The organism is Hydrogenophaga sp. L310, from assembly GCF_055703065.1.
On the sequence record NZ_JBVPZA010000008.1, the window covers coordinates 148615 to 169835 of the forward strand.

At 66.9% G+C, this 21221-nt stretch carries 19 protein-coding genes; 5 read left to right on the forward strand and 14 right to left on the reverse strand.

The genetic code is table 11. The features are described from left to right. Positions 1-13 precede the first annotated feature (13 nt). The 9 genes from gabT to AC0GNO_RS14925 form a co-directional block, all read right to left on the reverse strand. A complete protein-coding gene (gabT, locus tag AC0GNO_RS14885; RefSeq protein ID WP_472904559.1) occupies positions 14-1300 on the reverse strand; it encodes a 4-aminobutyrate--2-oxoglutarate transaminase in 1287 nt (428 codons plus the stop codon). Between the two features lie 143 nt (positions 1301-1443). Continuing rightward, on the reverse strand, positions 1444-2931 hold the full coding sequence (locus tag AC0GNO_RS14890; RefSeq protein ID WP_472904502.1) for an aldehyde dehydrogenase: 1488 nt from the start codon (positions 2929-2931) through the stop codon (positions 1444-1446). 167 nt (positions 2932-3098) lie between these two features. Beyond that, on the reverse strand, positions 3099-3962 hold the full coding sequence (locus AC0GNO_RS14895; protein ID WP_472904503.1) for an ABC transporter permease: 864 nt from the start codon (positions 3960-3962) through the stop codon (positions 3099-3101). A gap of 13 nt (positions 3963-3975) precedes the next feature. Further along, positions 3976-4893, reverse strand: a complete 918-nt coding sequence (locus AC0GNO_RS14900) for an ABC transporter permease (protein ID WP_472904504.1) — start codon at positions 4891-4893, stop codon at positions 3976-3978. A gap of 139 nt (positions 4894-5032) precedes the next feature. Next, a complete protein-coding gene (locus AC0GNO_RS14905; protein WP_472888941.1) occupies positions 5033-6136 on the reverse strand; it encodes an ABC transporter ATP-binding protein in 1104 nt (367 codons plus the stop codon). A 102-nt stretch (positions 6137-6238) separates the two neighbouring features. Further along, the gene (locus AC0GNO_RS14910) at positions 6239-7417 is read right to left on the reverse strand and encodes an extracellular solute-binding protein (RefSeq protein ID WP_472888940.1); all 1179 of its coding nucleotides are present in this window, start codon (positions 7415-7417) and stop codon (positions 6239-6241) included. 146 nt (positions 7418-7563) lie between these two features. Next, positions 7564-9003 (reverse strand): aspartate aminotransferase family protein, encoded by a 1440-nt coding sequence (locus AC0GNO_RS14915; protein ID WP_472904505.1) that lies wholly within the window; start codon positions 9001-9003, stop codon positions 7564-7566. 139 nt (positions 9004-9142) lie between these two features. Continuing rightward, positions 9143-10513, reverse strand: coding sequence for a glutamine synthetase family protein (locus AC0GNO_RS14920; protein WP_472888938.1), 1371 nt, complete (start codon positions 10511-10513; stop codon positions 9143-9145). 50 nt (positions 10514-10563) lie between these two features. Beyond that, positions 10564-11376 (reverse strand): gamma-glutamyl-gamma-aminobutyrate hydrolase family protein, encoded by an 813-nt coding sequence (locus tag AC0GNO_RS14925; RefSeq protein ID WP_472904506.1) that lies wholly within the window; start codon positions 11374-11376, stop codon positions 10564-10566. Positions 11377-11508: 132 nt separating this feature from the next. On the opposite strand from AC0GNO_RS14925, the gene pdxR reads away from it, so the two are divergent. Both pdxR and AC0GNO_RS14935 read left to right on the forward strand, forming a co-directional pair. After that, the gene (gene pdxR, locus AC0GNO_RS14930) at positions 11509-12999 is read left to right on the forward strand and encodes a MocR-like pyridoxine biosynthesis transcription factor PdxR (protein WP_472904507.1); all 1491 of its coding nucleotides are present in this window, start codon (positions 11509-11511) and stop codon (positions 12997-12999) included. Positions 13000-13108: 109 nt separating this feature from the next. Next, a complete protein-coding gene (locus tag AC0GNO_RS14935; protein WP_472904508.1) occupies positions 13109-14530 on the forward strand; it encodes a beta/gamma crystallin-related protein in 1422 nt (473 codons plus the stop codon). Positions 14531-14551: 21 nt separating this feature from the next. Here AC0GNO_RS14935 and AC0GNO_RS14940 read toward each other — a convergent pair whose 3' ends face one another. Beyond that, a complete protein-coding gene (locus AC0GNO_RS14940) occupies positions 14552-15862 on the reverse strand; it encodes an NAD(P)/FAD-dependent oxidoreductase (protein ID WP_472904509.1) in 1311 nt (436 codons plus the stop codon). 3 nt (positions 15863-15865) lie between these two features. Further along, entirely contained in the window at positions 15866-16810 is a 945-nt protein-coding gene (gene speB, locus AC0GNO_RS14945; protein WP_472904510.1) for an agmatinase, read from the reverse strand. Positions 16811-17031: 221 nt separating this feature from the next. On the opposite strand from speB, the gene gstA reads away from it, so the two are divergent. The 3 genes from gstA (at position 17032) to AC0GNO_RS14960 (ending at position 18525) form a co-directional block, all read left to right on the forward strand. Beyond that, positions 17032-17640: a glutathione transferase GstA gene (gene gstA / locus AC0GNO_RS14950; RefSeq protein ID WP_472904511.1), complete on the forward strand. Its 609-nt coding sequence runs from the start codon at positions 17032-17034 to the stop codon at positions 17638-17640. Between the two features lie 133 nt (positions 17641-17773). Further along, positions 17774-18073: an AbrB/MazE/SpoVT family DNA-binding domain-containing protein gene (locus AC0GNO_RS14955; RefSeq protein ID WP_472904512.1), complete on the forward strand. Its 300-nt coding sequence runs from the start codon at positions 17774-17776 to the stop codon at positions 18071-18073. Then, a complete protein-coding gene (locus tag AC0GNO_RS14960) occupies positions 18070-18525 on the forward strand; it encodes a putative toxin-antitoxin system toxin component, PIN family (RefSeq protein WP_472904513.1) in 456 nt (151 codons plus the stop codon). Before AC0GNO_RS14955 ends, AC0GNO_RS14960 begins: the two co-directional genes overlap by 4 nt. An 8-nt stretch (positions 18526-18533) precedes the next feature. Here the strand turns inward: AC0GNO_RS14960 and AC0GNO_RS14965 are convergent, their stop codons facing one another. The 3 genes from AC0GNO_RS14965 to AC0GNO_RS14975 all read right to left on the reverse strand — a co-directional run bounded on the left by AC0GNO_RS14965 (position 18534) and on the right by AC0GNO_RS14975 (position 21201). Beyond that, a complete protein-coding gene (locus AC0GNO_RS14965) occupies positions 18534-19781 on the reverse strand; it encodes a YbfB/YjiJ family MFS transporter (RefSeq protein WP_472904514.1) in 1248 nt (415 codons plus the stop codon). 56 nt (positions 19782-19837) lie between these two features. Beyond that, complete coding sequence (locus tag AC0GNO_RS14970; protein ID WP_472904515.1) at positions 19838-20353, reverse strand: hypothetical protein; 516 nt, start codon at positions 20351-20353, stop codon at positions 19838-19840. A gap of 251 nt (positions 20354-20604) precedes the next feature. Continuing rightward, a complete protein-coding gene (locus AC0GNO_RS14975) occupies positions 20605-21201 on the reverse strand; it encodes a hemerythrin domain-containing protein (RefSeq protein WP_472888929.1) in 597 nt (198 codons plus the stop codon). Positions 21202-21221 lie beyond the last annotated feature (20 nt).

The window sequence follows — 21221 nt, forward strand, 5'->3', positions numbered from 1 at the left end:
TGAATGAGCGGGGTCAGGCCAGCATTTCGGCCATGGCGGCGTCCAGCACGCCCAGCGCTTCGGCGAACACGCTGTCTTCAATCGTCAACGGGAACAGGTAGCGGATCACGTTGCCGTAGACGCCGCAGGTCAGCAGCAGCAGGCCGCGCTTCAAGGCGGCGGCCTGCACCTTCTTGGTCGTATCGGCGTCGGGCTCCCCGGCCGCGTTCACGAACTCGTTGGCCACCATCGCGCCCAGGCCGCGCACGTCGCCCATGCGCGGGTACTTGGCCTTGGCCGCGTTCAGGTGCTTGACCAAACGCTCGCCCAAGAGCTGCGCGCGCTCGGGCAGCTTCTCTTCCGCCATCACGTCCAGCACCGCGTGCGACGCCGCAATCGCGAGCGGGTTGCCCGCGTACGTGCCACCCAGGCCGCCCGGCGCCGGGCCGTCCATGATCGCGGCCTTGCCGCTCACGGCCGACAGCGTGGTGCCGCCGGCCATGCTTTTTGCCATCGTCATCAGGTCGGGCGACACGCCGTAGTGCTCCATCGCAAACATCTTGCCGGTGCGCGCGAAACCGGTCTGCACCTCGTCGGCGATCAGCAAAATGCCGTGCTGGTCGCACAGCTCGCGCAGCCACTTCACGGCAGCCGGCTGGATGGGGTTGAAACCGCCCTCGCCCTGCACCGGCTCGAACACGATGGCCGCCACGCGGCTGGGTTCGATGTCGCACTTGAACACCTGCTCCATCGCCTTCTGCGTGTCGGCCAGCGAGCTGCAGTGGCAGGGGAAGGGCACGTGGTAAATCTCGGGCGGGAACGGGCCGAAGCCCGCCTTGTAGGGCTGGACCTTGCCGGTGAGCGCCACAGAGAACATGCTGCGGCCGTGGAACGCGCCGCCAAACGCGATCACGCCGCTGCGCCCGGTGGACGAGCGCGCGATCTTCACCGCGTTTTCAATCGCCTCCGCGCCGGTGGAGAAAAACGCGGTCTTGACCTTGCCTTCAATCGGCACGATGGCGTTGATGCGCTCGGCCAGCGCCACATATTCAGCGTAAGGCACGACCTGGTAACAGCTGTGCGTGAAGCGCTGCAGCTGCGCCGCGATGGCCGCCTGCACCTTGGGGTGCACGTGGCCGGTGTTGAGCACCGCAATGCCGCCGGCGAAATCGATGAAACGCCGCCCTTCGATGTCCCAGAATTCGGCGTTCTTCGCGCGGTCAATGAAGAAGTCGCCCATCACCCCCACGCCACGTGGCGTGGCATCGAGTCGGCGCTGGTGCCAGGCGGCGTTGGTGTGGTCGGTCTTGAGGTCGTTCATGGCGTTCATTGCAATCTCCAGAAATGTTGGCGAGAAGGGCTTTGTCCAGCACGTATCGCAGAGCGAAATGTCTTTTCCAAGGGCACCGCGGAACGGGCTTTGCCCGGCCGCCAGTGCCGTCCCCCCTCCGGGGGGAAACCGCGTCAGCGGTGCAGGGGGGAGTCGATGCGTATCCAGGTCGTCTTGGTTTCCGTGTACTTGTCAAACGCGTGCAGCGACTTGTCGCGCCCCACGCCACTCTGCTTGAAGCCGCCAAAGGGCACGGTGATGTCGTCTTCGTCATAAGAGTTCACGTGCACCGTGCCGGCACGCAGCGCGCGCGCCACGCCGTGCGCCTTGTTGATGTCACGCGTCCACACGCCCGCCTGCAGGCCGTACACGCTGTTGTTCGCGGCGCGCACCACGTCGGCCGCATCGGTGAAGCTCTGCACCGCGAGCACCGGGCCGAAGATCTCTTCGCGCGCGATCGTCATCTGCGGCGTCACGCCGTCGAAGATGGTCGGCATCACATAACAACCGCCCGCCACCGGCGACGCCAGCGCACCGCCTGCGATCAACTGCGCGCCCTCGCTCTGGCCCAGGCCGATGTAACGCATCACGTTGTCGAGCTGCACCTGGTCGACGATGGCGCCCATCACCGTGCCCTTGTCCAGCGGGTTGCCCGGCTGGTAGTTCGGCACCAGCTTCAAAGCCTTCTCCAGGAACGCGTCCTTGATCGAGGCCTCGACGAACAGGCGCGAGGGCGCGTTGCAGCTCTCGCCCTGGTTGAAGAAGATGCTGCCCACGGCAGCCTCCACCGCGCGGTCGAGGTCCGGGCAGTCGGCGAACACGATGTTGGGCGACTTGCCGCCCAGCTCCGTCCACGCGCGTTTCAGGTTGCTCTGCCCGGCCATCACGTGGATCTGCTTGCCCACGCGCGTGCTGCCGGTGAAGGCGATGCAGTCCACGTCCATGTGAAGCGCCAGCGGCGAGCCGGCCTCGGTGCCGAAGCCCGGCACCACGTTGAACACGCCGGGCGGGATGCCGGCGGCCAGCGCCAGCTCGGCCAGTCGCAGGGCGGTCAGCGGGCTTTTCTCCGAGGGTTTCAACACCACCGAGTTGCCCGCGGCCAGCGCCGGCGCGATCTTCCAGGCCGCCATGATCATGGGGTAGTTCCAGGGCACGATGATGCCCACCACCCCCACCGGCTCGCGCGTGATCAGCGCCAGCGAGTTGCTCGGTGTGGGCGCGATCTCGTCGTACACCTTGTCCACCGCCTCGCCGTACCAGCGGATGCAGTTGGCAGCGCTGTTCACGTCCACGCCCTTGGCGTACTTGATGGGCTTGCCCATGTCCAGCGTTTCCATCAGCGCCAGCTCGTCGGCGTGCGCCAGCAGCTGGTCGGCAAACTTGATCATGATGCGCTTGCGCTGCGCGGGCGCCATGCCGCTCCAGCGGCGGTCTTCAAAAGCGGCACGGCCGGCGGCTACGGCCGCGTCGATGTCGGCCTGGCCACCGCGTGCCACCTGCGTGAGCACGCGGCCATCCACCGGGGAGATGCAGTCAAAAGTCTGGCCATCGCGGGCGGCCATCCGCTCGCCGTTGATGACGGCGCGGCCGTCGAACTGGGGGGTTGTGGAGGTGTCGGTCATGGGCTCGGGTCCTGCGGATCGGGGAAAACAATTGGCACCATGCTACGCCGAACAAGGCACGTTTGTGCCATCCACTTCCGAGCGGCCGCAACCATCCAGTGGTCCTGGAAAAGCCAGCGGCCCCGGCATCCAGAGACACCGGGGCCGCGACGAGGACCGGAAACAGATCAGGTCGTCGTGACGAGGGCCGCAACCTCCGCGCGGGTCGCGGCCGCAATCTCGCGCTCGCGCTTGCGCGTCTGCCTGGCCACCCAGACCGAGTAGCTCACGATCACGATCGTCACGGTGGTGATCAGCAGCGTGGCCGCGGCGTAGATGGTCGGGTTGATGCCGCGCCGCGCGTAACCGAAGATCACCTGCGGCAGCGTGTTCACACCCGGGCCGGAGAGGAATTCGGCGATCACCACATCGTCGAACGAGAGCGTGAACGCCAGCAGGAAGGCGGCCAGGATGCCCTGGAAGATGTTGGGCAGGGTGATCAGGAAGAACACCTGGAACGGCCGCGCGCCGAGGTCCATGGCGGCCTCTTCGATGCTGCGGTTCACCTCCAGCAGACGGCTCTGGATCACCACCATGCCGTAGGCCATGCCCAGCAGGGTGTGGCCCAGGATGATGGTCAGCATGCCGCGTTGCGGCCAGCCAAAGGCGTTCTGCGCGCCCACCATCAGCAGCAGCAGCGACAGGCCGATCACCACCTCGGGCATCACCAGCGGCGCGTTGACCATGCCCGAGAAGATGGTGCGGCCGAGGAAGCGCCGGTAGCGCACCAGCACAAAGGCGGCGAAGGTGGCCAGCACGGCCGACAGCACACCCGTGACCAGCGCCACCTTGAGCGAGAGCCAGAAGCCTTCGACGATCTTGGTGTCGCGCGTGAGCGCCTCGTACCAGCGCAGCGAGAAGCCAGTGAAATTGGCGTCCTGGCGTGTGCTGTTGAAGCTGAACACGATCATGAAGAACAGCGGCACGTACAGGAACAGGTACACCGCCGCCAGCCAGAACTTGCCGAAGTGTTTTTCGAGGAACTGTTTCATGGAGAGTGCCCCTTCATTTCTTCCCATCGGCGGGATCACCGGTGAAGTGGTAGTAGATCGCCAAGGGCACGATGATCAGCGCGATCATCACCACCGCCAGCGCCGTGGCGCGTGGCCAGTTGTTGCTGGTGAACATCTCGTCCCAGACCACGCGGCCGATCATGATGTTTTCCGGCCCGCCCAGCAGCGAGGGAATCACGAACTCGCCCACCGCAGGGATGAACACCAGCATGAAGCCCGCGACGATGCCGGCCTTGGACAGCGGCACCGTCACCAGCCAGAACGCCTTGAACGGCGAGGTGCCCAGGTCGTAGGCGGCTTCGAGCAGGCGGAAGTCCATCTTCACCAGGTTGGCGTAGAGCGGCAGGATCATGAAGGGCAAATACACATAGGTCATGCCGACCAGCATGGACACGTCGGTGTAGAGCATCTGGATCGGCTCGTCGATGATGCCCACACCCATCAGCAACTGGTTGATGACGCCCTGGTCGGCCAGGATGCCTTTCCACGCGTACACCCGCAGCAGGAACGAGGTCCAGAACGGCAGCATCACCATCATCAGCAGCGCAGGCCGCACGCTGGGCGCCGAGCGCGCGATGAAGTAGGCAAACGGGTAGCCGATCAGCAGACACAGCACCGCCGTCATCAGGGCGTACCAGATCGATCGCAGGTAGGCCTCGATGTAGATCGTCTTGAACAGCTCGCCACTCTCGGCATCGCGAAAGATGGTCTCGTAGTTCTCGTACTTCAGGCTCAGGATGCCCGTCACCGGGTCCCAGATCGGCTTGAACGGATGGATGCTCTCGCCCATGTCCACGAAGCTGATGTACAGCAGGATCAGGAAGGGCAGCAGGAAAAAGACAAACAGCCAGACATACGGCACGCCGATGACGAAGCGCTTGCCGGGCATGGGGAGCGATGAAGTGGCCATCCAGAACCTCCAGAAACGTACAACCTAAGAGCGCAGCAGCAACCTAAACCCAGAACGCCGCGGAACCGGCTTCGCCGGGCCGCCAGCGTTGCCCCCTCCGGGGGTGACGCGAAGCGGCGCGGGGGGAGACTGACCCGTGTCAGTCCCTCAAGACCACGGCGGCGTTGTCGTCCCACCAAAAGTAGACGTCGTCTTCCCAGGTGATGTCCGTCAGGTCCTGGCGCGTGGTGTTGGCCTCGGTGACCCGCACCTTGGAGCCATCACCGGCCTGCAGGATGTAGGTGGTGTACGAGCCCAGGTAACCGATTTCCTTGACCTTGCCCTGGAACAGGTTGAACGATGCGTGCTCGGGCCGGGTCTTGCTGATCTCGATCTTCTCGGGCCTCACGGCGATGGACACGGGCATGTTCAGCGTGCCGCTCACCCCGTGACCCACGTGGACTTCGCCGATGGCGGTGGTGGCCGCGCAGCGGTCGGGCTCGTCCACCGTGAGCTTGCCGGCGAACAGGTTCACGTTGCCGATGAAGTCGGCCACGAACTTGTTGCGCGGGTGTTCGTAGATCTCTTCCGGCGTGCCCACCTGCAGTACACGGCCCTTGCTCATGATGGCGATGCGGCTGGCCATGGTCATGGCCTCTTCCTGGTCGTGCGTCACCATCACCACGGTCACACCCACGCTTTCGATGATGTTGACCAGCTCGAACTGCGTCTGTTCGCGCAACTTCTTGTCCAGCGCGCCCAGCGGCTCGTCGAGCAGCAGCAGCTTGGGCTTCTTGGCCAGGCTGCGCGCGAGCGCCACGCGCTGCTGCTGCCCGCCCGAGAGCTGGTGCGGCTTGCGCTGGGCGTAGGGCGTGAGCTGCACCAGGCTGAGCATCTCGTCGGTGCGTTGCTTCACCTCGGCCTTGGGCAGGCCTTCTCGCTTCAGGCCGAAGGCCACGTTTTCCCAGATGTTCAGGTGCGGGAACAGCGCGTAGCTCTGGAACATCATGTTCACCGGCCGGTCGTAGGGTGGCATGTTGGCCACATCCTGGCCGCCCAGCATGATGCGGCCCGAGGTCGGCTTCTCGAAGCCGGCCAGCATGCGCAGCAGGGTGGACTTGCCGCAGCCGGAGCTGCCGAGCAGGGCGAAGATTTCACCCTTGCCGATGGAGAGCGACACCTCGTCCACGGCCACCGCTTCGTCGAAGCGCTTGACCAGTTTCTCTGTGACCAGGTAACCCGCTTGTGTGCCCGCATCTGCCATGGGTGAACCTCACTGTGCTGTTGTGTGGGGGAGTGGACAAGAAAAAGGGCTGTTCATACGGTGCGTACAAACAGCCCTGGTGTCAGGCGCGAAGCAAAATGCTTACTTGCCTTTTTTGAAGCCGTTGTAGACGTTGGCCATGGCTTCGCGGGCTTCGTTGGTGAAGCTGCTCGGCGGGATCATCTTGGCGAAGTAGTCGGCCTCGACAAAGATGGTCTTGTTGCTGGCGATCTCGGGCTTGACCTGGGCCAGACCCGCCTTGTTGCCCGTGGGGTAACCCATTTCGTTGGCCATCGCGGCGGCGTTTTCGGGGCGCAGGAAGAAGTCGATGAAGGCCGCGGCGTTGTTCGGGTGCTTGGCGTCCTTGGTCACGGCCATGGTGTCGGCAAACAGCAGCGCGCCCGAGATCGGCAGCAGGGCTTCGATCTCGTCCTTGGAGCCGTTTTCCTTGGCGCGGCCGGCAGCGATGTTGATGTCACCCGACCAGCCGATCACCGCGCAGGCCTTGCCGCCGGCGATGTCGTCGATCATGGTCGAGCTGAACAGGCGCACGTCCTTGCGCACCTGGCCCAGCATCTCGCCCGCGGCCTTGTAGTCGGCCGGATCGTTGGAATACGCGTCCTTGCCGATGTAGTGCAGCGCCACCGGGATGATCTCGGTCGGCGAGTCCAGGTAGGCGATGCCACAGGACTTCAGCTTGCTCGTGTACTCGGGCTTGAACACCAGGTCCCAGGCGTTTTCCGGCATGGCCATGCCGCCCAGTGCCTTCTCGACCTTGGTCTTGTTGATGCCCACGGTGGTGAAGCCCCAGCCCCACGGCACGAGGTGGTTGTTGCCCGGGTCGGCCGTGACCAGGGTTTGCATGAACCCGGGGTCGAGGTTGGCCAGGTTGGGCATCTGTTCCTTCTTCAGCGGCTGCAGCAGCCCGCCTTCGATCTGGCCCTTGGCGAACACGGTGCCCGGCACCACGATGTCGTAGCCGGTGTTGCCCGCCACCAGTTTGGCGTGCAGGGCTTCGTTGGTCTCGAAGGTGTCGTAGTTGACCTTGATGCCGGACTCTTTCTCGAAGGCGGCGATCATGCCCTCGGGCACGTAGTCGGGCCAGTTGTAGATGTTGAGGACCTTCTCGTCGTCGTACACCGGGCCGGCAGGTGCGGCCGGGGCAGCGGGCGCGGCCGCCACGGGAGCGGGTTCCGCGGGGGCGGCCACCGGCTCTTCTTTTTTACCGCAAGCGGCCAGCAGCATGGCCGAGATGGCCAGAACCAGAACGTGCTTTTTCATGGTGAGGGACACTCCAGAGTGATGAAACGAAAATCGACGGGTGACACGGCACAGGCCGGTCGGCATCGCAATGCCCTGCGGGCATGCAATTTACAGACCAGCTTTGTCCCCGGTTTGGGGCACGAAACACTGTAACAAAGAATCCCTCAGGCGAGCTGTCCGGCGGCGCGCAAATCGTCCAGCGTGGCGTCCAGGCAGCGCACGATCAGCGCCATCATTTCGTCGATCTGGGCGCGCGTCATCACCAGCGGCGGCGCGATGATCATGCGGTCGCCCACAGCGCGCATGATCAGCCCGTTTTTGAAGCAATGGCCGCGGCAGATCATGCCCACGCCGAGGTCCGCGTCGAACATCTGCCGGGTCGTCTTGTTTTTCACCAGCACCAGACCGGCCACGAAGCCGCAGGTCTCGGCATCACCCACCAGCGGGTGATCCTTGAGCTCGGCGAAGCGCTGCGCCAGGTAGGGGCCGGTGTCGTTCTTGACGCGATCCACCAGGCCCTCACGCTCCATCAGCTCCAGGTTGGCCAGCGCCACCGCGCAGGCCACCGGGTGACCACTGTAGGTGTAGCCGTGGTTGAACTCGCCGCCCTGCTCGATCAGCACCTGGGCCACGCGGTCGCCCACCATCACGCCACCGAGCGGGATGTAGCCGCTCGTCACGCCCTTGGCGAAGGTCACCAGGTCGGGCCGGTAGCCGAACTTTTCGTACGCGAACCAGTGGCCCAGGCGGCCGAAGGCGCAGATCACCTCGTCGGAGATCAGCAGGATGCCGTACTGGTCGACGATGCGCTGGATCTCGGGCCAGTAGGTCTCGGGCGGGATGATCACGCCGCCCGCGCCCTGCACCGGCTCGGCGATGAAGGCAGCCACCTTGTGTGCGCCAATGGCCAGGATCTCGGCCTCCAGCCAGCCCGCGGCGCGACGGCCGAAATCGGCCCGGCTTTCACCCGGCAACGCGTTTTCCCAGAAGTGCGGCTGCTCGATGTGCGTGATGTTCGGGATCGGCAGGTCGCCCTGCGCATGCATGCCGCTCATGCCGCCGAGCGATGCGCCGGCCATGGTGCTGCCGTGGTAGGCGTTGTGGCGGCTGATGATCACCTTGCGCTGCGGCTGGCCCAGCAGGTCCCAGTAGCGGCGCACCATGCGCACGTTGGTGTCGTTGCTTTCGCTGCCGCTGCTGCTGAAGAACACGTGCTCGAACTTGCGGCCACCCACCACCGGCGCCAGCGCCGCCAGCTTGGTGGCCAGCTGCACCGCCGGCACGTTGGTGGTGTTGAAGAAGCTGTTGTAGAACGGCAGCGTCATCATCTGCTGGTACGCCGCGTCGGCCAGCTCCTTGCGGCCGTAACCCGCGTTGACGCACCACAGGCCGCTCATCGCGTCCAGGATCTTGGCGCCTTCGGAGTCCCACACGTAGATGTTGTCGGCCTGCGTGATCACCCGCGCGCCGCGCGAGGCCAGGCCGGCGTGGTCGGTGAAGGGGTGGATGAAGTGCGCACTGTCCAGCGCCTGGATGGCTTTCGTGTCCTGCTGCTCGGCGCGGCGTACCAGGGCGGGCGGGGCGATGAGGGTTGAGGGGTTCATACGGATCTCACTTTCTTGCAGTGCATTCATCGGGAACGCCGCGGAACCGGCTTCGCCGGGCCGCCAGCGTTGCCCCCTTGAGGGGGTGACGCACCGCAGGTGCGGCGCGGGGGTGGGTCATCAACTGCGGCGCGGGGGGTCAAACATGAAGCAACAAATGTTCGCGTTCCCACGGCGAAATCACCTTCATGAACTCGTCGAACTCCAGCTCCTTGATCTCGGTGTAGATGGTGATGAATTCCTTGCCCAGCACCTCGTGCAGGTCGGGTTCGCGGCGCAGCCAGTCCAGCGCTTCGCCCAGCGAGCGCGGCAGCGAGTACGGCGCCAGGTAGGCGTCGCCCTTCATCTCGGGCTTGGGCTTGATCTTGTTTTTCATGCCCAGGTAGCCGCAGGCCAGCGTCATGGCCATCGCCACATACGGGTTGGCGTCGGCGCCGATGACGCGGTTTTCCACCCGGCGCGCGGCCGGACTGGAAATCGGTGAGCGGATGCCCACCGTGCGGTTGTCGTGGCCCCACTCGATGTTGATCGGCGCGGCCGTGTGGCGCGAGAGGCGGCGGTAGCTGTTCACGTAGGGCGCCACCAGCACCATGGCGGCCGGGATGTAGCGCTGCAGGCCACCGATGTAGTGAAAGAAGGCGTCGGAGGCCGTGCCGTCTTCGTTGCTGAAGATGTTCTGGCCGGTGGCCTTGTCCAGGATGCTCTGGTGCACGTGCATGGCGCTGCCGGGCTCGCCGGCGATGGGCTTGGCCATGAAGGTGGCGTACATGTCGTGGCGCAGCGCGGCCTCGCGCACCGTGCGCTTGAAGAAGAACACCTCGTCGGCCAGGCCCAGCGGGTGGGCGTGGAAGAAGTTGATCTCCATCTGCCCCGCGCCCACCTCGTGGATCAGCGTGTCCACGTTGAGCTCCATCTTGTCGCAGTAGTCGTAGATCTCCTCGAACAGCGGGTCGAACTCGTTCACCGCGTCGATGCTGTAGGCCTGGCGCGAGGTCTCGGCGCGGCCGCTGCGGCCGATCGGCGGCTTCAGCAGCGTGTTCGGGTCGGTGTTGCGCGCGGTCAGGTAGAACTCCAGCTCGGGCGCCACCACCGGCTCCCAGCCCTCGGCGGCGTAGAGGTCGCAGATGCGGCGCAGCACACTGCGCGGCGCAAACGGCACCAGCTTGCCTTCGTGGTCAAAACAGTCGTGGATCACCTGCGCGGTCGGGTCGGTGGCCCAGGGCACGATGCGCACCGTAGAAGGATCCGGGCGCAGCTGCATGTCCTTGTCGGTCGGGTCCACCACGTCGTAGTACGGCCCGCTCTCGGGGAACTCGCCCGTCACCCCCATGCCCACGATGGCCTGCGGCAGGCGCATGCCGCGGTCTTCGGTGAACTTGCCGCGCGGCAGGATCTTGCCGCGCGCCACACCGGTCAGGTCGGGCACCAGGCATTCCACCTCGGTGACGCGGCGCTCGTTGAGCCAGTTCTCCAGGTCGTTGAAGGTGGTTACGGTCTTGGGGGCTGTCATGGGCCGGTTCCTTGTCTGTCGTTGTGTGCGGTGGTGTCGGGTCGGAAAACTCAGGAGTTGATCGTGACACGGCTGCGGTTCAGGTCAGCGGCCTGCATGCGCAAGCTCATGCGCTGGCGGCAGGCCTTGCCGAAGGCCTCGAAGATCGCGGCATAAAACGGTGTTTCCCAGCAGCGCCATTCGGGGTGGAACTGCACGGCGTAGGCAAAGGTGTGGGCGCCCTTGACGCCGAACGCCTCCACCAGGCCATCGGGCGCATGGCCCAGCGCCTCCAGCCCGGGTGCGAGCTGGTTGATGCCCTGGCCGTGCAGCGAATTCACCATCGCCTCCGCGCCACCGGCCCAGGTCTCGAACACGCTGCCCGGCGCCAGGCGGATCGGGTGGCTGGGCGCGTACTGCTCTTCAAACGGGGCGGTTTTGGGTTCGCGGTGGTCCGTCAGGCCCGGCACTTCGTGCACCCGCTGGTGCAGCGTGCCGCCCAGCGCCACGTTGATCTCCTGAAAGCCCCGGCACACGCCCAGCAGCGGCACGCCTTCGTGCACGCAGGCCTTCACCAGCGCCAGCGTCAGCAAGTCGCGCGCGGGGTCCAGCGGCAGGCTGGGGTCGGCCACGTCTTCAGCGAAATGCGAGGGGTGCACGTTGGAGGGTGATCCGGTCAGCATCACGCCATCCACCATCGACAGCAGATCGCTGATGTCACCCGTCTCGGCCAGCGGAAACATCACCGGCTGGGCCTGGGCGCCCACCTTGACGGCGCGGGCGTATTTGTCACCCAGCAGCAGAAACGGCATCAGATGCCCGTGGTCGCCCATGAGGCGGTGGTCGGCGGGCAGCCAAACCATGCATGGCGGCGGCTTGTTCATGACATCTCCAAACAGGTGGTTGATTCTGACGGGTCAATTGGATCACAATCAGAGCCAGTTGAAGCCACTCCATGGTGCCATTTGACGGTCATCATGGTCACCGATCGCTCCCTTTCTCCCGCCTGTCCACCCATGCTGTCCGAGTTCCTGCTCAGTGAAATGAACCGCCTGGGTGCGCAAGACGCCCTGCCCTTGCACCGCCAGCTCTACGAGGCACTGCGCCGCGCCATGCTCGACGGCAAGCTCGGCGCTGGCGAGCGCCTGTCCTCCAGCCGCGACCTGGCGTTGGACCTGGGTCTCTCGCGCAACACCGTGGTCGCGGCCCTCAACCAGCTCAGCGTCGAAGGTTATCTGGTCAGCCGTGTGGGCAGCGGCACCTTCGTCAACGACAACGTGCCACGGGTCAACCCGGCCTCCGCCGCCCGGCCCCACCAGCGCGGCGCCCCGACGGTGGCGCCCGCGCGCCTGTCGGCCCGCGGTCTGGCCCTGTCGACCACCTTCTGCGCCACCGAACTCGAAGTCCAGCCCTTCACGCCCGGCATCGCCGACTTCAGCGCCTTCCCGCTCACGCTCTGGCAGCGGCTGCAGAACAAACACTGGCGCATGACCTACCCGGACATGCTGGACTACAACGACTCCGGCGGCTACGCGCCGCTGCGCCGGGCCATCGCCGACTACCTGCGCGTCTTCCGCAGCGTGCAGCTCGACGCCGACCAGGTCATCGTCACCACCGGCACCCAGCAGTCGCTCGAACTCTGCGCCCGCCTGCTGGCCGACCACGGCGACACCGTGTGGGTGGAAGATCCGGCCTACTGGGGCGCGGTCAAGGCCTTCATGGCCACCGGTCTGGCGATCCATCCGGTGCGGGTGGACGACGAAGGCATCTGCCCCGGCGCCGCCGACAACGCCCGGCCACCGCGCCTGATCTACGTCACGCCCTCGCACCAGTACCCCACCGGTGCGGTGATGTCGCTGCCGCGGCGCCACCAGCTGCTCTCCACCGCGCGTGCCCACGGCGCCTGGGTGCTGGAAGACGACTACGACAGCGAATACCGCTTCAGCGGCCCGCCGATCTCCAGCCTCGAAGGCCTGGACACCGATGGCCGCGTGCTCTACATGGGCACCTTCTCCAAGGTGCTCTACCCCGGCATCAAGCTCGGCTACCTGGTCGTTCCCAAGCCGCTCGTCACCGCCTTCAAGCAAGCGCATTACGACCTCAACCGCCCGGGCCAGATGCCGCTGCAGGCCGCGCTCGCCGAGTTCATCGAGATGGGCCATTTCAGCAGCGCGCTGCGCCGCGCGCGCCAGAGTTACGGCGAACGGCGCGCTGCCCTGCTCGAAGCACTCAAACCCGTGCTCGCGGCCGACACCGATGGTCCGTTCATCAGCGGCGCCGAACAGGGCCTGCACCTGTGCCTGCGCCTGCCCTCGCACGCGGACGACAAGGCCCTCGCCCAGCGCCTCGCGCAACAAGGGCTCACCGTGCGCCCGCTCTCGGCCTATTGCCTCGCCCTCAACGACCTCAAAGGTCTGGTGATCGGTTACGGCTATGCGCCGCTGACCGACATCCAGCGCTGCGGTCCTGTGCTCAGTGCAGCCGTCAAGAGCCTGATGAGCACCTGAAACGGCAGCGCTGGTCCAGCCGCCGGCGCGGCAGGTGTGCGCCAACGCACAGACACGGGCAGCCCCGGAGGTCATCCTGACCAGCGATACCCATTCAGGAGACACCCACATGACTTCCCTCTCAAGAACCCTGCTGGCCGTGGCCGGCATCGTCTTCAGTGCCCAGGTGGCCGCCCAGGCCACCTTCTACGAAAACCCGGACTTTGGCGGCCGGACCGTGCGTGCCAACCAGGAAATCCCCCGGTTCGACCGCTACAGCTTCAACGACCGCACCTCGTCCGTGGTGATCGTCGGCAACCGCTGGGAGGTTTGTGAGCACAGCGGCTTCCAGGGCCGCTGCGTGGTGTTGCGCCCAGGCAAATACCCCTCGCTCGCCGACATGGGCCTGAACGACGAGGTCTCCTCGGCGCGCGCCATCGCCCGCAACGCTCGCGTGGACGACGACCGCTATGCGCCGGGTCCGGTCGTGGTCGCGCCCCAGGTCACGTTCTATGAGCGCGAACGCTTCGACGGCCGTTCCTTCACCACGACCGGCGCCATCCCCAACTTCCGCCGCTACGGCTTCAACGACCGCGCCTCGTCGGCGGTCGTGGTCGGTGAACGCTGGGAGGTCTGCGACGACAACCGCTACCGCGGGCGCTGCGTCGTGCTGCGCCCCGGACGTTACCCGTCGCTGGAAGCGATGGGCCTGGACAACGAGGTCACCTCGGTCCGCACCGTCGCGGGCAACGCGCGCATCGCCGACAACCGCTACGCCCCCGCCCCCGGAGCTGCCCGGGCGGACGGTCAGGTCACCTTCTTCGAGCGCGCAGGCTTCCAGGGCCGCTCCTTCACCACCGAAGAAAACATTGCCAACCTCGAACGGGCCGGTTTCAACGACCGCGCCACCTCGGCGGTGGTGATCGGCGAGCGCTGGGAGGTCTGCAACGACACCCGGTTCAATGGCCGCTGCGTCGTGCTGCGCCCCGGCCGCTATCCGTCACTGGAAGCGATGGGCATGAACGACCGCATCTCGTCCGTGCGCACCGTCGAAGGCAACGGCCGCATCGACAACAACCGCTACGCGCCACAACCGGTGGCGGTCTATGACAGCCGCCGCCGCAACAACGAACGGCTCTTCGAAGCCCCGGTCACGTCCGTGCGGGCCGTGCTCGCCACTTCCGGACAACGTTGCTGGGTCGAGCGTGAACAGGTCCAGGGTCAGGGCGGCAACGCCAACGTGCCCGGTGCGCTGGCCGGCGCCCTGATCGGCGGCATCCTGGGTCACCAGGTGGGCGGCGGCAGTGGCAAGGACATCGCCACCGTGGGTGGCGTGATCGCCGGTGCCGCGCTCGGCGCCAACGTCGGCCGCGACGGGCAGGCCGCCACGCAGGATGTGCGGCGCTGCGAAAACACCCCCGGCGGCGCGCAGCCCGCGTTCTGGGACGTGTCCTACAGCTTCCGCGGTCAGGACCACCGCGTCCAGATGGCAGCGGACCCGGGCAGGACCATCACGGTGAACGAACAGGGCGAGCCGCGCCAGCAACAGTGATGTGGCTGGGGGCACCGGCCCTCAGAACGCGTCGCGCAAGCGGTACCAGAGCATGCCCAGCGCCAGGCTGGGCGTGCGCAGCAGGGAGCCGCCGGGAAACGGGCGGTGCTGCAGGCGGCTGAAGACATCAAAACGGCCCGCCTGCCCGGCCACCGCCTCGGCCACGAGCTGGCCCGCCAGCCCGGTGAGCGCCACGCCGTGGCCGCTGAAGCCCTGCAGGTAATACAGGTTGTCGCCGAGTCGGCCGAAGTCGGGCGCACGGTTCATGCTGATGTCCACGAAGCCGCCCCAGACGTATTCGATCGGGACGCCCTTCAAGGCCGGGAACACGGCGCACAGGCGCCGCGCCATCACGCCCTTCAGGTCGTGCGGCGTCATGGTCGTGTAGCTCACGCGCCCGCCGAACAGCAGTCGGTGGTCGGCGCTGAAGCGGAAATAGTCGAGCACGAAGTTGTTGTCGCAGACCGCCGCTTTGTGCGCGATCAGGCGCTCGCACAGGGCCGGGTCCAGCGGCGCGGTGCCCACCATGTAGGTGCCCACCGGCATCACGCGCGGCGTGATCTCGGGCGCCACCTGCGGGCCGTACTCGGGCAGCATGCAGTTGCCCGCCAGCACACCAAAGCGCGCCGTCACCTGCCCGTGCGCGGTCGTGGCCACCAGCGCCGGGCCGCGGCGCAGGGCGGTCACCGGCGTGTTCTCGAACAGGCGCACGCCCGCCGCCTGCGCCACCCGCGCCAGACCGAGCGCGTACTTCAGCGGGTGCAGATGACCGGAGCGCCGTTCGTACGCCGCGGCCACATAACGCGGGCTGTCGATGAGACGGCGCACATCGTCGCCGGTGGCCACATCACAGGCCACGCCGCGCCGCTGCAGATCGTCCACCTCGGCCTGCAGCGCGCGCGCCTTTCGGGCCGATTCGGCCACATAGGTGTAGCCGCGCTGCCAGTCGCAGTCGATGCCGAGTGCCAGGGACCGCTGCTCGATCAGGTCCACCGCCTCGACCGACATGTCCCAGGCACACTGCGCATCGGCCTCACCCAGCTGCGCTTCAAACGGCCCCTGCCCGCTGGCATAACCCACGATGGCCTGACCGCCGTTGCGCCCGCTCGCGCCGCTGCCCACGCGGTCGGCCTCCAGCACCACCACGCTCAGGCCCTGCTGCGCCAGCTCCAGCGCCGCGCTCAGGCCCGCAAAACCCGCGCCAACCACCACCACGTCGGCCTGCACCGCGCCGTACAGAGGCGCATTCGGCAAGGGCCGGACCACGCTGGCTTCGTAATAACTCTGCTGGTTGAGCTGGGTGTCGGAGCCCAGCAAGGAGCGCGAGAACATGGTTCAGCCCCCTTTCGACGCTTGGGCCACTTTGGCGATCTGGCCACACAGGTAGGTCCAGACAAAGTTCGCCGCGGCGTTGCTGGTGAGCTCGGCGTGGTCGTAGGCCGGGGCCACCTCCACGCAGTCCATGGCGATCCAGTTCAGCCCGGCCAGCTCCTCGATGAAGCTCAGCACCTGCGAACTGGTCAGCCCGCCGGGCTCGGGCGTGCCGGTGCCGGGCGCAAACGCCGGGTCCAGCACATCGATGTCCAGCGTCAGGTAACAGGGCCGCTGGCCGATGCGGGCGCGGATCGCGTCGATGGCGGGCCGCAACCCCGCACCGTCCAGACCGCGCAGCGCGCGCGCGGTGAAGATCTGCCCGCCCTGGTGTGCCACGTACTCGCGCGCGGCGCGCTCGCCGCTGGAGCGGATGCCAATCTGCACCGTGTGCGCCGGGCTGATCAGCCCCTCCTGCAGCGCTTCATAGGTCCAGGTGCCGTGGCCCGAGGGTTCGCCGAAGTGATCGCTCCAGGTGTCGCAGTGCGCGTCGAAATGCACACAGGCCAGCGGCTCGCCGCCGCCGTATTGCGCCTTCGCCGCGCGCAGCAGCGGGAGCGTGACCGAGTGGTCGCCGCCGAGGAACACGCTGTGGTGCTTCGCCATCAGCGCCGCGGCCTGCGCCTCGATGGCGCGGCGCACCTCGGGCAGCGGCGAGGCGTTCGGCAGGCGCATGTCCAGCGCATCGCCCAGCTGGCCCAGCGGCGACACGTCAAACACCGGGTGGATGCCGTCGCACAGCATCAGGCTCGCCGCGCGGATCGCCTGCGGGCCGAAACGCGCCCCCGGCCGGTTCGTCACCACGCCGTCGTACGGCACACCGGCCACGGCAAACGGCTGTGCGCCCAGTTCGGGCGCGGCCAGAAAGCGGTTGGTGTTGTTGGCGTAGGCAAACTGTCCCGTGGCCATGGCGGTCCTTGGTGTGGCAAAGCTCGAAATTGGAACCTCAAGATACCAACAACTTAACAGCCTCATGAGTCCAATTGACGCACCGACCCACCGTCCACCAGGCCACACAGCGCCAAAGCCCTCGCGCCCAGCAGAAAACCGGCCCGTCCGCTAGCATCCCGCCACCCGGTGCCCCGCTCCGGGCCGGCCACCACACCAGAAACACCCGAGGCAACCACCCCATGAAGCTCTATTACTCGCCCGGCGCCTGCTCGCTGTCGCCCCACATCGCCCTGCACGAAGCCGGCCTCGCCTTCGAAGCCGTTGCTGCGCCCACCAAGACCCACAAGCTGCCCGACGGCAGCGACTACTACCTCGTCAACCCGCTGGGCTACGTGCCCTTCCTCGCGCTCGACAGCGGCGAGACCCTGCGCGAAGGCCCGGCCATCGTGCAGTACATCGCCGACCAGGCGCCCGAGAAAAACCTCGCCCCCGCCAACGGCACCCTGGCCCGCTACCAGCTGCAGTCATGGCTCAACTTCATCGGCACCGAACTGCACAAAGGCGGCTTCAGCCCCCTGTTCAACCCCGCCCAGCCCGCCGAAGCCAAGCAGATATTCAAAGACCGCCTGCTGCAGCGCCTGACCTGGGTGGATGGCCAACTCGCCGGCCAGCAGTACCTGATGGGTGACCAGTTCACCGTGGCCGACGGCTACCTTTTCACCGTCACCAACTGGGCCAAGCCGCTGGGCCTGGACGTGAGCGGCCTGGCCAACCTCGCCGCCTACCGCGAGCGCGTGGCGGCCCGCCCGGCGGTGCAGGCCGCGATGAAGGCCGAGGGTTTGATCTGACGCCTGCAGCGTTCTGAATCACGACAAGGGGCTCTACGGAGCCCTTTTTCATGGGGACCCGATCGCAGCAAACCACTGGCGCATCCGGACGGTGTTTGCTAGAGTAAGGATTCCTTGTTTCCGGAAAATCCAGATGCTGGCAAAAATCACCGCCAAAAACCAGCTCACGCTGCCCAAGAGCGTGATGAAACAACTCGGCTCGCCCGATTACGTGGACGTGCAGACCCGCGACGGACAGATCGTGCTCACCCCCGTGCGCATCCAGCGCGCCGACGAAGTGAGGGCCAAGCTCGCCCAACTCGGCATCACCTCTGACGACGTGAGCGATGCCCTCGTCTGGGCGCGCACCCAGGCACCCGCCACCGCGGTGGCCGCTGAACCCAGCCCGCGGTACAAGGCCGCCCCCGCCAAACGCAGCAAAAAATCCGCATGAGCCCGACCGCGGGCGAAACCAGCCCCCTGCGCGTCGTGCTCGACACGAACGTCGTGCTGTCTGCGCTGGTGTTCAACAGCGCCACATCCCGGCAACTGCGGGCCGCCTGGCAAAGTGGCCAGCTGCTGCCCTTCGCCTGCACGGCCACCGTGCAAGAGCTGATGCGGGTGCTGGCCTACCCCAAGTTCAAACTGACGCCCACCGAACAGCGCGAACTGCTGGCGGACTACGTGCCGTTCGTGGCCGTGGTCCAGAGGCCCGACCCTCCACCCGGCGTGCCGGCTTGCCGTGACACGCAGGACGAGGTTTTCATGCAGCTGGCGCTGGTGGCAGGCGCTGAGGCCCTGGTTTCCGGTGATCAGGACCTGTTGGCGCTGGCGGGCACCATGGAGCGCGAACTGGGCTGTCCGATCTGGACCGTGCAGCAGATGCTCCAGCGCATCCCTGGCTGAGCATCAGCTCACAGCGCCCGCTGCCGCAGCGCCAGCGCCGCCCCCACCCACAGCGCCAGCGCTGAAAACACCAGCCCGCGCGCCAAGCCGCCCGGGCCGTCGGCGATGAGGCCGACCACCGTGGGGCCGACGATCTGCCCGGCGGCGAAGATGACGGTGAAGGCGCTGATGCCAGCGGCCCATTGCGCGGGTGGCAGGTTGTGCCGCACCAGCGCCGTGGTGGACGCGACCACCGAGAGGAACACGCCACCAAACAACACGCCCGAGGCGATCACGAGCGGCCAGGCGGTGGTGAGCGCGGGCAGGATGGCGGCCACGCCGAGCAGGGCGTTGAGCCGCGCCAGCGCCTGGCCGCTTTGGTGGCGGTCGAGCAGGCCGGCCCAGATGCGCGAAGAGGCGACGACCGCGACGCCGAGCAGCGCATAAAACAGGGTGATCGCGCCGGGGCTGCTGCCTTGCTCACGCAGCAGCGCGATCACGAAGGTCATGTAGCCGATGTAGCCGACGCCAAAACCGGCATAGCCCGCCAGCGCGAAGGCGAAGTCGCGCATGCGGAACACGCGGCTGGCGGGCGGGCCTGCGGCTTGCCCGGAGGACGCGGCCACGGCCGGGCGGGCGGCTTCGCTGGCCGCGAGCACGCGCGCGGGCCAGGCCAGCAGCGCCGTCGCCAGCGCGCACACCAACGACAGGCCCCACCACGCCCAGGCCCAGCCGTGGGGCTGGCCGGCCGCGCGCTCCAGCAGCCAGGGCACGCCGAGCGCGGAGACCACGATGCCCAGGCCGGTGCCGCCGTAATACAGCCCGAGCAGGAAACCACTCCGGTGCGGTTGGCGCGCGCCCAGCCGCGCGGCCAGCAGCCCACCGGTGCTGAACACCAGGGCGCTGGCCACGCCCGCCAGGCCACGCTGCAGCAGCAGCGCCGTGGCGCTGGTGAAAAACCCGCTGGCGGCCATGAACAGCGTGGCCAGCACCGAGCCCGCCAGCAGCACACGCATGGGCGACAGGCGTTTGAGCAGCCACGACATGGCCAGCGCACCGATGAGGTAGCCGACCGCGTTGGCGGTGTTCATGGCGCCAGCCAGGGTGTAGCTCCAGCCCAGGTCGTCGCGCATGGGCGGCAGCAGCAGGCCGTAGGCAAAACGCGTGATGCCCAGTGACACGGCCGCGCCGAGTGACAGCGCGAGCGCCAGGCGCAGATAGGGCGTGCGGTCGGGCGCGTCAGACGCCAGGGAAGCGGGCAAGGGGTGGCGGGACATGGCCGGCCATTGTGGGCCAAAGCCCGCCCACGCTGGCGGGTGGCCGACGCGCCGGTTCAGGCAGCGGGGGGCATGGCGGGTTCAGCGCCATCTGACCGCTGGTTCGGGTAGGCATCGGGCTCGTTGGCCGCAGCCCGGTGTTCCGCGCCAACCTGCCCCAGCCGCAGCGTCCAGAACCGGTTGAGTGGGTTGATATCGACCGCGGCGACTCGCTGGCTGCGCGCCGTTGCGACGGCCAGCACGGGCACATCCGACACCTGCCAGAACAGGCGCAGGTGCCGGTCCAACAGCCGCCGCAGCGTCGCCGTCAGCTGGGTGCGACGCTCGCCGTCCAGAAAGCCGTGGGCCCGCAACAATGGCAGCAGATCGGAGACCAGTGGATCGTTTTGCAGGGGCTGGCGCTCCAGTTGGGCAACGGCCAGCATGACCAAGGCATCGGCGCCCGGCCGCTGCTCGGGGATCGCGGCACAGACGTCGACCAGCCCCGCCCGCAGGACGTCGAAAAAAGCGGCGTGCCCACCCTGTCCCCGGGTGTCGGGCACCCGCTGAAACCATTGCACCAGGGTGTGCAACTGCCGTGAGAGCTCATGGGATGCGTCGAAGCGAGGAAGCAGGACAGGATGTGACATGGCGAGCCCGCATCTGGCGGGAACTGGTACTGGACAGTTCCCAGCATCCCCGATCGGACCGCGGCGGGCATTGACCCTGGTCACGCAAACACCACTCTGGTGTTCATCCTCAGCCGTCAAACCACCGCCCTCGCACACCACGTTACGCTGTTTCACCGGTGGCGGTACCGCCACCACGCCCCGGAGAACGGCGATCAGCCCTGACCCAGGCCCACCGGCGCGGGTGCACGCATCACGATGCGGGTGAACAGGCGGTCGAACTGCGGGTCGCGCGGTACGCGGCTGTTCAGGGGGTCCTGGTTGGTGGCGAACGCGGCGTTGAGCGCGTGCCAGTCGGCGTCGGTCAGGCTCTTTTCGGCTTCCGGCAGGATCACCGACTCTTCCAGCCGCATGTGCTCCAGGTAGAAATCCACATAGCGGGTCACCTCGTCCTCGAACGCCTGGCGCCGGGTTTCGCCCAGCAGTTCCCAGGCCATCAGCAAATGCATGAGTTCGCGCACACGCAATTCACCCTGCATGTGGTCGCGCTCGAGCTGGTCAATGGCGGCCATGGTGTGCGGCGCCACGCGCGCCACGCGGGGAAACAGCAGGTCCGATTCCTTGGGGTGGTGGTGCTTCTCGGGAAACTCGTCGATGTAGAACAGCATCGCCCGCAACACGTCAAAAAACAGCTCGGTCTGGCCGGTGCCTTCGGGATCGGGACCGCGCCGGACCATCTGCATCAGCGATTGCAGCATCGCCGCCAGCGAGGCGTGTTCGTCGCGGATGACCCGCAGGGCTTCGTGATTCATGGTGTTTGTCTCCTCAGGGA

Coding starts and splice junctions, on each gene's coding strand:
- AC0GNO_RS14895 (WP_472904503.1), bottom strand. CDS start 3,962: ATGAAACAGTTCCTCGAAAAACACTTCGGCAAGTTCTGGCTGGCGGCG.
- pdxR (WP_472904507.1), top strand. CDS start 11,509: ATGCTGTCCGAGTTCCTGCTCAGTGAAATGAACCGCCTGGGTGCGCAA.
- AC0GNO_RS14975 (WP_472888929.1), bottom strand. CDS start 21,201: ATGAATCACGAAGCCCTGCGGGTCATCCGCGACGAACACGCCTCGCTG.
- speB (WP_472904510.1), bottom strand. CDS start 16,810: ATGGCCACGGGACAGTTTGCCTACGCCAACAACACCAACCGCTTTCTG.
- AC0GNO_RS14955 (WP_472904512.1), top strand. CDS start 17,774: ATGCTGGCAAAAATCACCGCCAAAAACCAGCTCACGCTGCCCAAGAGC.
- gabT (WP_472904559.1), bottom strand. CDS start 1,300: ATGAACGACCTCAAGACCGACCACACCAACGCCGCCTGGCACCAGCGC.
- AC0GNO_RS14965 (WP_472904514.1), bottom strand. CDS start 19,781: ATGTCCCGCCACCCCTTGCCCGCTTCCCTGGCGTCTGACGCGCCCGAC.
- AC0GNO_RS14900 (WP_472904504.1), bottom strand. CDS start 4,893: ATGGCCACTTCATCGCTCCCCATGCCCGGCAAGCGCTTCGTCATCGGC.
- AC0GNO_RS14915 (WP_472904505.1), bottom strand. CDS start 9,003: ATGAACCCCTCAACCCTCATCGCCCCGCCCGCCCTGGTACGCCGCGCC.
- AC0GNO_RS14960 (WP_472904513.1), top strand. CDS start 18,070: ATGAGCCCGACCGCGGGCGAAACCAGCCCCCTGCGCGTCGTGCTCGAC.
- AC0GNO_RS14935 (WP_472904508.1), top strand. CDS start 13,109: ATGACTTCCCTCTCAAGAACCCTGCTGGCCGTGGCCGGCATCGTCTTC.
- AC0GNO_RS14940 (WP_472904509.1), bottom strand. CDS start 15,862: ATGTTCTCGCGCTCCTTGCTGGGCTCCGACACCCAGCTCAACCAGCAG.
- gstA (WP_472904511.1), top strand. CDS start 17,032: ATGAAGCTCTATTACTCGCCCGGCGCCTGCTCGCTGTCGCCCCACATC.
- AC0GNO_RS14920 (WP_472888938.1), bottom strand. CDS start 10,513: ATGACAGCCCCCAAGACCGTAACCACCTTCAACGACCTGGAGAACTGG.
- AC0GNO_RS14925 (WP_472904506.1), bottom strand. CDS start 11,376: ATGAACAAGCCGCCGCCATGCATGGTTTGGCTGCCCGCCGACCACCGC.
- AC0GNO_RS14890 (WP_472904502.1), bottom strand. CDS start 2,931: ATGACCGACACCTCCACAACCCCCCAGTTCGACGGCCGCGCCGTCATC.
- AC0GNO_RS14905 (WP_472888941.1), bottom strand. CDS start 6,136: ATGGCAGATGCGGGCACACAAGCGGGTTACCTGGTCACAGAGAAACTG.
- AC0GNO_RS14910 (WP_472888940.1), bottom strand. CDS start 7,417: ATGAAAAAGCACGTTCTGGTTCTGGCCATCTCGGCCATGCTGCTGGCC.